Source organism: Roseofilum sp. SBFL, assembly GCF_017746885.1.
GTDB lineage: Bacteria > Cyanobacteriota > Cyanobacteriia > Cyanobacteriales > Desertifilaceae > Roseofilum.
This window is the reverse complement of sequence record NZ_JAGHZH010000015.1, coordinates 1-10,429: the sequence shown is the minus strand read 5'-3', so window position 1 is coordinate 10,429 and position 10,429 is coordinate 1. Positions and strand designations below refer to the sequence as shown.

Below are 10,429 nucleotides of genomic sequence, written 5' to 3'. Positions count from 1 at the left end.
CTTTGAGCATTTCCTGGGCAGTCGCTTCTTTCACAAGCTTCGCCGCTATTCTCACTCCTAATGAGAGATTCCCTAGTCCCAGTTTTCGTAATATTACTTTTTCCTCATCACTTAGTCCAGTGATTGGGGATATTTTCTTTGGGGTCATGCTGGGCTGTGGAGGGTTAGTTGATATATATCTTCTTTGGAGAGGCAAATAGGGTCTCTGGGCTGGATATATATTTTGCCTGTCACCCCTAGTTGACTTTCCAGGCTGGATATATATCTATTTTAGCACTACACAGGATTATCTATGTTTCATTGCAGATATTATGAGACTTTTCTATGTGAGTTACCTAAGGGCTGACCTATGGGAAGGGATGGAGTTAGGATGGATTTGTGTTGAATGTGTGTTGAGCACCAGATTTTGTTCTGGGTTTCGGGAATGAGATTTCCCTCCTCAGGTTTATTTGAGTTAGACGGGCTAGGAGGGATTCGAACCCCCGACACCGTGGTCCGTAGCCACGTGCTCTAGTCCACTGAGCTACAAGCCCTTAACTGTCTAGAAAACTAATATAGCACACTTATTGCCCATGACACAAGAATTTTTTTCAACTTCCGGGTTAAGCCATGTGAACGAGTCAGGAGAAGTCCAGATGGTGGATGTTTCCGGAAAAACAGCAACGGTACGGATGGCGATCGCCGGTGGACAAATGCGAATGCAACCGGCTACCTTAGACGCGATTTTAGCGGGGAATGCCCCCAAAGGCGATATTATCGCTACTGCTAAACTAGCCGGAATTATGGCTGCCAAACAAACCGCCCAACTTATTCCTCTCTGTCATCCCTTACCCCTACAAAAGATTCAGGTTGAAATTGAACCTGATCGCCAGTTACCCGGTTATCAAATTGTGGCAACGGTCAAAACCACCGCTGAAACTGGAGTGGAAATGGAAGCGTTAACGGCTGTTTCTATTGCCGCTCTGACGTTATACGATATGGCCAAAGCTCTGGATAAGGCGATCGCGATCGAATCCATCCATTTAATCGAAAAAACTGGCGGTAAATCGGGTCACTATAGCGCGGTACCCTAGGGAATAGGAAAACGGATTCCCATTATCTAAGTGTTAATGATTCATTAATCAAAGCCCACTAAACTTTCAGCCATTTCTATGCCTTTACGCACGGATGTAGCGGACTCATGGAGGGCAGCAATTTCGGACTCTGCTAGGGGCAACTCCAAGATCTTCTCAATTCCCTGATATCCCAATTGACAAGGAATACCCATATAGATGTCATTCAAACCATATTGCCCTTGGAGATATCCGGCAACCGGCATAAAGCGGGATTGATTGTGTAATACGGCTTCTACCATGAGACAGACTGAGGATGCAGGCGCATAATAAGCGCTACCGGTTTTCATCAGTTGCACAATTTCTGCACCGCCTTTGCGAGTCCTCTCGACGAGGCGATCGATCGCGGCTCGATCCATCAGTTCGGTAATAGGAATTCCCCGAACCGTGGAAAAGCGAGGTAAGGGAACCATCAGATCCCCATGTCCTCCTAAGACTAGAGTTTGGATATCAGCGATCGAGCATCCTAACTCTAGGGAGATAAAGGTTTGAAATCTTGCCGAGTCCAGAACTCCTGCCATTCCCATAACCCGACTGGAGTCGAGACCACTCGCTTTCCACGCCAAATAGGTCATCACATCCAGGGGATTGGTGACTAACATAAAGATGGCTTGGGGACAGTGCTGGACGGACTCTTTGACCACAGATTTAACGATTTTGGTATTGATTTTGACCAACTCTTCCCGACTCATGCCTGGTGTACGGGGTTTCCCTGCGGTAATCACCACAATATCGCAATCGACCAAATCGGCATAATTATTGGTACCGATCAATTGACGATCGTGGCGCTCAACTCCCCGTGCTTCCATCAGATCCAACGCGATCCCTTGAGGCATCCCTTCTATCACATCCAAGAGAACCACGTCAGCTAAGTCTTTTTCTGCAATACGTTGCGCCAGGGTGCTGCCGACTTTTCCCGCTCCAATGATACCGACACTCGGAGCGATCGCTTGATGAGATTTAACCATGGCAAATTCTCGTTTTTGTTAGTTGAACAACTCTAGTTGATCGACACGCAGCCAAATATTGGGGGTGGGAACCTGACCAAATTTGACTAAGGCGTAGTCACCTTTGATATCCATGATCTCGCCTTGGGTTTCAAAAATGTAGGGAGGAAACCGGGTATCACTTGCACAAGCTTCTAGGGAATTGTCCAGTTTTTCTTGGATAGCCCGTACCATTGAACCTTTTTTAATTGCTGCTGCCATAATCAACTCAGGAATTACGTTTCAAAACTTCCCTCATGATACCAAGGAGCGATCGGGATTCAAGGATTGATTTTAGCGGTTATTCTTCTGAAGGGATTTAATTTTAGATTTAAATCAGAAAGGACACCGACGACTGGCCGTGTTTCGTCTCGGTGTCCTTACTGGTTCGCTCCTCACACGATAGTCAATATAGCTTACTCAATTGGGTTTGTCATCCCTTGAAGAAATTTTTTGGGTGGCATCCTCTACAATTCTGGGGGGGCAATCAGGTTTAATCCTTGTTCTAGTAAGGTTTTGAGGGTTTTTCTGGCGATCGCCACTAATGCCAAACGACTGAGGGAAAGTGGGCGATTTTGCTTTAAAGTTGATCCCCAGATGCGGCATTGGCGATCGAATCTCAGAAGATCTTGACTAAGTTTTTCGGTTAAGGAGGGTAAGCGCGGGGATGCTCGATCGTCATTGAGAGTATCCCAGATATGCAAGAGGGAGCGGATTAAGGTCTGTTCGCTGGGATGAACCAGTTGAAATTGTCCGTCATCTAACCAAGGAATGCGATCGGGTTCGACGATCTTTAAGGTAGACTCATCCAGGCTCATTAACCCTTGATGTTGAGCAAGACGCAAGAGGGCACAACAGCGAGCATGGGTAGCTTGCCAGCTAAAGACTTCTGGGGAGTGAGGATCGATCTTAGGGAATAGGGTTGTGTTACATCGTTTTGGGGATTCAACCGGGTACTCAGTCGCAGCACGTGGCGCTGTAAGTACCAAGGTAGTGAGCAAAAAGGCTTGCAGTTGCTCGGCTAAACCTAGATCGCAGTAATGAAATTGCAGCCAACCGGGAGAACGAACAGCAAGGGAAAATGCGAATAAGTTCTCTTGTAGGGAAAGGAACTGCCGCAGTTGTTTAGCTAAATAAAGAGGGGTTTGGTCGCTATAGGAAGATAATTTAAGAGCGATCGCCGATTGATACCCTAAGGGTTGATGCTCTGGCAACAGTTCCACCGGAATTTCTTCACGCTTCAAGCTCACGAAGGATGTTTCTATTCCCTGATGGATGGCTTTTTGCAGATTTCTTTTCATCGTAGGGGAATTTGGCTCAGGTATTCAGTAAGGTGAAAGGCATCTACCCCTAAAGCCGTACGCTGTTGAGCCGCTAATATTCCAGCTTGAGCGTGCCACCAGGTAGCCGTCTGAGTAGCCATTTCTGGAGCTTGGGGCAGTTGGGCAACTAGACCCCCTAACAGCCCGGTAAGTACATCACCACTGCCTCCTCTAGCGAGGGCTGGGGTACTTTCGGGGTTCAGGTAAACGGTTCCGGTGGGGCTGCCAATAGCTGTTCTTGCCCCTTTGAGCAACACGATCGCCCCGGTTTCTTGACTCGCTGCGCGAACCGCTTTTATCCGGTCAATATTAGGGTCAATATTAGGGAAGAGGCGCTTAAATTCTCCTGTATGGGGCGTGAGAATTGTGGGAGCCGATCGTTGGTTCAGTTGGGACATACCGAGACTCGCAAGGATATTGAGTCCATCTGCATCGAGGATCGCAGGGATGGGAAGATTGAGGAGAGTGGGAATAAGGGGTTCAGCCGATCGCGTGATTCCTGGGCCGCAGGCGATCGCCTGATACTTCTGATAGTTTAGAGTATCGGGGAGTTCGGCGATCGCCCCCGTCTCGGTTTCTGGACAAGGAATAATCAGCGCTTCCGGTAACTGGGCAACCAGCAGGGGTTTTAAGCGGTGGGGAACGGCAATCGAAAGCATCCCCACCCCAGAAGCGCGGGCCCCTAAACCAGTTAAAATGGCACTACCTGCATACTCTTCTGAACCGCACACCAGCAACAGATGACCGGCTTTGTATTTATGAGAAAGGAGAGGACGGGGAAGGGGAAGACCGGCGATCGCCCCTTCCCTCGTAATCCGATAACATCGAGAAGACTGACCTAAAATCGCGTCAATATCAGCGAACGGAATACCAAAATCAATCCATTCCACTGTTCCTAAATACTCAACTGCCGCATCTTGCAAACAAGCCGCTTTCCACAGTCCCAAACAGAACGTATAATCAGCGCGAATAGCACAGCCGAGAACTTGTCCCGTATCTGTATGGATACCAGACGGCAAATCAATGCTACAAATCAATATTTGGGATTGATTAATGCGATCGATCTGCTCTGCCAACTCTCCCGAAATAGAACGCTCTAAACCAAATCCAAATAAGCCATCAATCAGAATCTCGCAACTCGCCAGTAATTCATCCAAACTCACCCAAGGAATGTCCAAACTTTTCCCATACTCGGCATGAGCTTGAGTGAGTTCCTTTAAGTTCGCCAACGGTTGCGTCACTACCACCGAATAGCCTTGCAAATACAATTCCCTAGCAATCACCAAGGCATCGCCACCATTATGACCTGGCCCCACCAATACACCAATTTTAGTGGGGGCTAACCCTAGTGCTTTCCATTGAGCCATCATCCGGCGAGCCACTAAACCCGCCACCTTTTCCATAAGTGCCGCTACTGGCATTCCCGCCGCAAATAGGCGGTTTTCAATGGCTCGCATTTCAGCCGCAGTGACAACAATTTCGGCAATTTGATTTCGGCAATGAGTCATAGTTTATAGCGCGAAGCACTAGGGAATAGGGAATAGGGAATAGGGAATAGGTTATGGTAACTCGGTTTTAGAATTTAAAGAAAGTCCTATGTCCCCTTCTCGGTGTCTCCGTGTCTCGGTGTCTCCGTGTCCCCCTATCTCCCTATCTCCCCATCTCCCACTAATGCATTAACACATTCCGATCGTAAGGCGCTTCAAAATCCAAAATCGGCCCTTTAGGCACAATTTTAGTTGGATTAATATCCGTATGGCTGCGATAATAATGGCGCTTAATATGATCGAAGTTACAAGTTTCTGCCACTCCTGGCACTTGATACAGTTCTTTCAGATAGTTCCATAAATTTTTATAATCTGTAATCGGGTGGAGATTACACTTAAAATGACCATAGTAGACCATATCAAAGCGTAATAACGTGGTAAAGAAACACCAATCCGCTTGAGTGATGCGATCGCCGCACAAATAAGGTTGTTGTTCTAACACTTGATCCCAATGATCTAAGGCCTCAAACAATTCCGTTAATCCTTGTTCATAAGCCTCTTGCGTCGTCGCAAAGCCAGCACGATAGACTCCATTATTAATCGGCTGATAAATGGTGTCCATCGTACTATTGATAATATCCTGTAACTCTTCTGGATAAAATGAAACTTGACGTTCCGCAAATCGTTCAAACTCCGTATCCAATATGCAGATAATTTCGCGAGACTCATTGTTGACAATAGTATGGGTTTTCTTATCCCACAAAACAGGAACGGTCACTCGACCGCTATAATTTGGATCGGCTTTTAAATAAAGTTGCCAAAGGTAATCAGCCTGATTAACGGTATCGGGAATACAACCGGGAGATTCAGAAAACTCCCAACCATTTTGATCGATTTCTGGATCGACGACTGATAAGCTAATTGCAGATTCCAATCCTTTGAGCTTTCTAAGAATAGCTGTGCGATGGGCCCAAGGACAAGCCCAAGAAATATATAAATGATAGCGCCCAGCTTCTGCCTTAAATCCACTAGAGCCATCGGCAGTAATTTCATTTCTAAATGTGGTTTGGGGGCGGATAAAATTTCCTTTTTGATCCGATTGTTCCCGTCGTGAAACCCATTGACCATCGACTAATAATCCTAAGCCCATAGTATATATTCCTTATAATTTGAATAACACCCTTAACAAAAAATCGAGCTTAACCCTCAGTCATTTTGAGGATAAATACCAGAGAAACAAATAGCATTAATCCCAACCAAACCACTAATATAGTATTAAAGGTAGTATGGAAATAACTGCCAGCGAATAAGACCAGAAAAAAGAGAACAATAGCAACTACGAAGTAAGTGACCAGTTGTCCTAAACAACCTTGAACCGATCCAGAAAAATCATCATTTGGGGGTCTCATAACCAGACTCGATGTTAACGACCAAAATAAACGCGAGCATTGCTTAATCCTGAATTTTGTAACAATGACATTATTTCTGCGGCTTCGCTGCGGTTAGCATAGGGACCAACGGCAACATGCATCCCTCGACGAGAGCGTTTAGCTACAACATTAACCGTATTGGGAATTATTTGCCGCACGCGATTAGCCACTAGATTAGCATCATCTTGAGGGCTAGGAATGACCACATAATAACCTTTACCAGCGACTGGGACAGGGTTGGGGTTGATGGTATTTGCCGGGGTAACTGGGGTGGGGTAATTGGGGGGGAGATAATTTGGACCACCAGCGAGGGTGTCCCCTTGTAGGGAAACAACTTCGGCCAAAATACCGCGCGATCGCAACAAAGACAAACGCTCCTGAGCCTGGAATTCGGACACAAATGCACCCGCCTGAATCACTGTGCGGCTACCTATTTGCCTGATAAAGGCATCCGGTACAAGCTGTTTAACTTGTTCTAATAACAGGGGAGAATTCCCATTAACCCAAACCCGATAGGGGTAGGCACTCGGAGCTACATAGGGTGAATTGATATTACCCGGAATCGTCGGTATGGCATTCAGGGGAGGAGGAGGGGGTAAGGGGACTTGTTGGGACTGAGCGCTAGTGCTGACCATTAATCCTAATCCCAAACTCCCCAGAAGGATAACTCGATTCAGTCTTGAATGCTGTTTTGGGTTGTTCATAGTCTCTTAAAAATTCAGATCCTCCAGAGAAAGGACGGAGGTGTTACCCTTAGAAGGGTACATAACAATTATGCTTTTGTTCACAGTAAGCTTCAGTCGCTGCCATGAAAAAGGTTGTCGTCGGACTCTCTGGAGGCGTAGATAGTTCTACTGCCGCAGCAGTTCTTCATCATCAAGGATACGATATTGTGGGATTAACCCTTTGGTTGATGAAGGGGAAGGGACAGTGCTGCTCGGAAGGTATGGTAGATGCGGCGAAAATTTGCGAACAGCTTGGGGTTCCCCACCATATTGTCGATAGTCGCGAGTTGTTTGAGCAGAATATTATTGATTATTTGGTGTCGGGTTATCGGGAAGGAATTACGCCCCTACCTTGTTCCCAGTGTAATCGGGCGGTGAAGTTTGGCCCGATGATTAATTATGCTAAATCTGAGCTGGGTATTGATTATATCGCTACGGGCCATTATGCGCGGATTGCGTTTGAGGAGCAGTCCGGACGCTATCAGCTTTTGAAGGCAATTGATCTCCAAAAAGATCAGTCCTATTTCTTGTACGATCTGTCTCAAGAAATCTTGGCTTCTACGTTGTTTCCCTTGGGAGAAACGCCGAAAACGGAAACGCGCCGCCTAGCAGCCGAGTTTAATTTGACGACGGCAGAAAAGCCGGAAAGTCAAGATTTATGCTTGGTGGAAGCCCATGGATCGATGCAGTCCTTTTTGGATCGGTATATTAACCAGAAGACTGGAGAGATTGTTGACCAAGGGGGCAAGGTTTTAGGACAGCATCAAGGGATTCATCATTACACGATTGGCCAACGGCGCGGTTTAGGGGTTGCTTATTCAGAACCGTTATATGTGGTGGATCTTGACCCAGTGATGAATCGGGTGATTGTGGGAACTCGCGACAGTGCAGCCGATCCGGAGTGTACGGTGAGTCGGGTGAATTGGGTGTCAATTGCGCCACCGGATAGTCCGATTCGCGCTGAAGTTCGGATTCGCTATCGCTCCCAACCGGTTCCGGTAACCGTGGTTCCTTTAGGGGAAAATCGGGTACATTTGCGCTTTGATGAACCTCAGTTTGGGGTAACACCAGGACAAGGGGCGGTTTGGTATGAGGGCGATCGCCTCTTGGGAGGTGGTATCATTGAACGCAAGTCCAAACTTTAGATGTTCTCAACCCGCGATCGCCGAACACCTCTCGTCTACAGTAGCACAAGTGTTCTTAGACAGATTACTGGAAACGATTCGTGATGGACTCTTAAGGCGCGCTCAACAAATGGACTATCCAGTTTGGGCAGTCATTGAAATGGCGATCGCCGGTTATCTCGATGAAGAAGCTTTGTCATTTACCGATTGCCAGCCTAAACTAGACTAGCGTTTGTGTATGGGGGAGATCGCGAACGTGCCAAGAAACCGGGTTTCTACGAGAACTTGGGAGAGAGTGATGAGCCTGGGCAGAAACCCGGTTTCTGAGTCCGCACCTAGCACTCTAACCACGCCACAATCTGCTCAATCAAACGCGGATGTTTCGGGGAGAAGGTTGGCAGCGAGGGATGGGGTGGCTGGGTAACTACGCAGACTTTACCCTGGAAGCGAGTGAGAGCGTCCAGGACAGTGTCGCTGAAGCCTTGGGGGGCTGGGGGTTGGGGGTTGTCGTAGAAGATCAGAGCTAGGGGAGGGTTGCTGTTTTTGCAGAGGCTTGTCCAGTAATATTATAAGTCCACCATTTTATCTGGTCTGCCCTGCTTGCTTTCGGGACAGCCTTGTTCGAGCATTTCATAATACACATTTTTTGCTGGATTATCGCGATCGATAAACGTACTGCCATCGATAATCAGCAGTTGCCAGGTGTGGGGTTCCAGGAGAGCAGCGCGTAGGAGTTCAGGAAACTTGGCTAGGTTGACGGCAGAGGGATCGATAATCAGCAGTTGCCAGGTGTGGGGTTCCAGGAGAGCAGCGCGTAGGAGTTCAGGAAACTTGGCTAGGTTGACGGCAGAGGGGAGGAAACCGTGCCAAGCTTCGTAGAAGTCAGGATAGGAGAGAGTTTGGGCAATCTTCCAGAGAACTTCGTAGCCGTTTTTGAACAGGCCAAAGTTGTTTTCGTAGGTTTCATCATTGAGGTGAGGTTGGAGGGTAGAAACAACGCTTTTTTTCTGTTCCTCAATGGTGATGATTTCCCCTGAAGTCCCAGCCGCCTGCCTACGGGTTTTAGGTCGTAGCTTCTCTTGTCTTGGCGATGAGGAGGTGAAAGACCTTTGGTCGCCAGTTGTTCAGGTAATGCGGATGAAAGGACTTGAACCGTGATATCACCTAATAGCTAACGCTATTTGAATGGCTAGAAGCTTTGCCAAATCTGCCTTGTAGAACCTTGGAAAGGAAATAGGCAGATGTCTGACAATTACACTAAGCAGGCATGGAGTCTGGTTAATGAGTATTTTCACTCTAATGCCATTGAGATAGTGAAAAACAATTACCTCAATGGTTTTGATAAGTGCGGTAGAGATAGGAGCGAAGAAAAACTTCAAACTAATACTCTAGCTAATTACCATTCAACTTATGGTGCATACTTCCAAAAGCTTAACCCCAAGCTAAAGCTTACTGGTGAAAATCTCATTTCTGAAATCATGAGGAACTGGGAAGAATTACACCGTAAGAAGACCAAGGGTTTCAAGAATGCCTATACAGCTTGCTGTAAGCTTTTTAGGGACACTAGACTCTCCTCTGAATTAGATAAAGTCACCAATCATTTTGGAACTATCAAAGTGGTCACCAAAACTGAAGAACAAACCATTGACCTTGAGGCTTTTCTAGACTTTAGAGATAGAGTTTTAGGTCTCAGTGGTTACGAACTAACTCCAGCTCAATGGCGCAATATTGAGTCTCGCAGGTCATGGTTCAAGGTATTTTGTATTAACCTACTCTATGGCTTTAGAGCTTCTGAATTCAAGGCTATCCTTAACCTTGATGAACCTATAACTGTAAATGGTTGCACCTTCAAAGCAATTCATGACCCAACTAATGATGAAAATATCATCGTCATTGGGGATGGGTTTTGGGTGACTGATACCAGTGGGAAGCGTCACTATATCACAGTGAAAACTGCTGATAGAATAGCTCGACCGATGGTGCATCCTGATTACTCTAACTTGATTGAATTATTAGGAATTAAAGACCCAGGGGTTAAGTTACGTGAGTGTGTTCCTAAAGCTAATAGTACATTTGAGACTATTAAGCGGTGTCATGAAGTTAGGAGGAAAATGCCAGACTAAACGAACTCCTAGGAGGTAACTTACCTGGGATTGGTGAATAAATTTTAATAAAGTTGTTGGTCTCCTGATGACCCTGTTTATTAATGGAGTCTTTCGTAATTGTCTTTTGCGTCAACATTT

11 protein-coding genes, 1 tRNA gene and 1 pseudogene are annotated in these 10,429 nt (G+C 46.5%); 4 read left to right on the top strand and 9 right to left on the bottom strand.

Annotated elements, in window-relative coordinates; translation table 11 throughout:
- Positions 1 to 459 precede the first annotated feature (459 nt).
- Positions 460 to 533 (bottom strand) — tRNA-Arg (locus J7545_RS01160).
- A gap of 39 nt (positions 534 to 572) precedes the next feature.
- Between J7545_RS01160 and moaC the strand changes: the two genes are divergently transcribed.
- Positions 573 to 1,073 carry a cyclic pyranopterin monophosphate synthase MoaC gene (gene moaC, locus J7545_RS01155; protein WP_318719012.1) on the top strand — a complete coding sequence of 167 codons (501 nt, stop codon included), beginning with the start codon at positions 573 to 575 and terminating at the stop codon, positions 1,071 to 1,073.
- Positions 1,074 to 1,117: 44 nt separating this feature from the next.
- On the opposite strand, the gene mdh is transcribed toward moaC, so the two are convergent.
- The 7 genes from mdh to J7545_RS01120 all read right to left on the bottom strand — a co-directional run bounded on the left by mdh (position 1,118) and on the right by J7545_RS01120 (position 7,041).
- Positions 1,118 to 2,080, bottom strand: a complete 963-nt coding sequence (gene mdh / locus J7545_RS01150) for a malate dehydrogenase (RefSeq protein ID WP_318719011.1) — start codon at positions 2,078 to 2,080, stop codon at positions 1,118 to 1,120.
- 18 nt (positions 2,081 to 2,098) lie between these two features.
- Positions 2,099 to 2,320, bottom strand: a complete 222-nt coding sequence (locus tag J7545_RS01145) for an NAD(P)H-quinone oxidoreductase subunit O (RefSeq protein ID WP_271944370.1) — start codon at positions 2,318 to 2,320, stop codon at positions 2,099 to 2,101.
- Between the two features lie 245 nt (positions 2,321 to 2,565).
- Positions 2,566 to 3,399, bottom strand: coding sequence for a DALR anticodon-binding domain-containing protein (locus J7545_RS01140; RefSeq protein ID WP_318719010.1), 834 nt, complete (start codon positions 3,397 to 3,399; stop codon positions 2,566 to 2,568).
- Positions 3,396 to 4,928 (bottom strand): NAD(P)H-hydrate dehydratase, encoded by a 1,533-nt coding sequence (locus J7545_RS01135; RefSeq protein ID WP_318699859.1) that lies wholly within the window; start codon positions 4,926 to 4,928, stop codon positions 3,396 to 3,398. The genes J7545_RS01140 and J7545_RS01135 overlap by 4 nt, the downstream gene beginning before the upstream one ends.
- Before the next feature lie 160 nt (positions 4,929 to 5,088).
- Positions 5,089 to 6,057, bottom strand: coding sequence for a glutathione S-transferase family protein (locus J7545_RS01130; protein ID WP_318699860.1), 969 nt, complete (start codon positions 6,055 to 6,057; stop codon positions 5,089 to 5,091).
- Between the two features lie 49 nt (positions 6,058 to 6,106).
- Positions 6,107 to 6,316 carry a hypothetical protein gene (locus J7545_RS01125; protein ID WP_318699861.1) on the bottom strand — a complete coding sequence of 70 codons (210 nt, stop codon included), beginning with the start codon at positions 6,314 to 6,316 and terminating at the stop codon, positions 6,107 to 6,109.
- A gap of 14 nt (positions 6,317 to 6,330) precedes the next feature.
- Positions 6,331 to 7,041, bottom strand: coding sequence for an SPOR domain-containing protein (locus J7545_RS01120; RefSeq protein ID WP_318699862.1), 711 nt, complete (start codon positions 7,039 to 7,041; stop codon positions 6,331 to 6,333).
- A gap of 104 nt (positions 7,042 to 7,145) precedes the next feature.
- On the opposite strand from J7545_RS01120, the gene mnmA reads away from it, so the two are divergent.
- Together mnmA and J7545_RS01110 are read left to right on the top strand one after the other, a co-directional pair.
- Positions 7,146 to 8,207 carry a tRNA 2-thiouridine(34) synthase MnmA gene (mnmA, locus tag J7545_RS01115; protein WP_318699864.1) on the top strand — a complete coding sequence of 354 codons (1,062 nt, stop codon included), beginning with the start codon at positions 7,146 to 7,148 and terminating at the stop codon, positions 8,205 to 8,207.
- On the top strand, positions 8,185 to 8,415 hold the full coding sequence (locus J7545_RS01110) for a hypothetical protein (RefSeq protein WP_318699866.1): 231 nt from the start codon (positions 8,185 to 8,187) through the stop codon (positions 8,413 to 8,415). Before mnmA ends, J7545_RS01110 begins: the two co-directional genes overlap by 23 nt.
- 106 nt (positions 8,416 to 8,521) lie before the next feature.
- Here J7545_RS01110 and J7545_RS23850 read toward each other — a convergent pair.
- Positions 8,522 to 9,127, bottom strand: a pseudogene (locus tag J7545_RS23850) (hypothetical protein).
- A 300-nt stretch (positions 9,128 to 9,427) separates the two neighbouring features.
- Between J7545_RS23850 and J7545_RS01100 the strand changes: the two are divergent.
- Positions 9,428 to 10,309, top strand: a complete 882-nt coding sequence (locus J7545_RS01100) for a hypothetical protein (protein WP_318699868.1) — start codon at positions 9,428 to 9,430, stop codon at positions 10,307 to 10,309.
- The last annotated feature ends 120 nt before the right edge of the window (positions 10,310 to 10,429 follow it).

Coding starts and splice junctions, on each gene's coding strand:
- J7545_RS01145 (WP_271944370.1), bottom strand. CDS start 2,320: ATGGCAGCAGCAATTAAAAAAGGTTCAATGGTACGGGCTATCCAAGAA.
- J7545_RS01135 (WP_318699859.1), bottom strand. CDS start 4,928: ATGACTCATTGCCGAAATCAAATTGCCGAAATTGTTGTCACTGCGGCT.
- J7545_RS01130 (WP_318699860.1), bottom strand. CDS start 6,057: ATGGGCTTAGGATTATTAGTCGATGGTCAATGGGTTTCACGACGGGAA.
- mdh (WP_318719011.1), bottom strand. CDS start 2,080: ATGGTTAAATCTCATCAAGCGATCGCTCCGAGTGTCGGTATCATTGGA.
- J7545_RS01125 (WP_318699861.1), bottom strand. CDS start 6,316: ATGAGACCCCCAAATGATGATTTTTCTGGATCGGTTCAAGGTTGTTTA.
- J7545_RS01100 (WP_318699868.1), top strand. CDS start 9,428: ATGTCTGACAATTACACTAAGCAGGCATGGAGTCTGGTTAATGAGTAT.
- mnmA (WP_318699864.1), top strand. CDS start 7,146: ATGAAAAAGGTTGTCGTCGGACTCTCTGGAGGCGTAGATAGTTCTACT.
- moaC (WP_318719012.1), top strand. CDS start 573: ATGACACAAGAATTTTTTTCAACTTCCGGGTTAAGCCATGTGAACGAG.
- J7545_RS01140 (WP_318719010.1), bottom strand. CDS start 3,399: ATGAAAAGAAATCTGCAAAAAGCCATCCATCAGGGAATAGAAACATCC.
- J7545_RS01120 (WP_318699862.1), bottom strand. CDS start 7,041: ATGAACAACCCAAAACAGCATTCAAGACTGAATCGAGTTATCCTTCTG.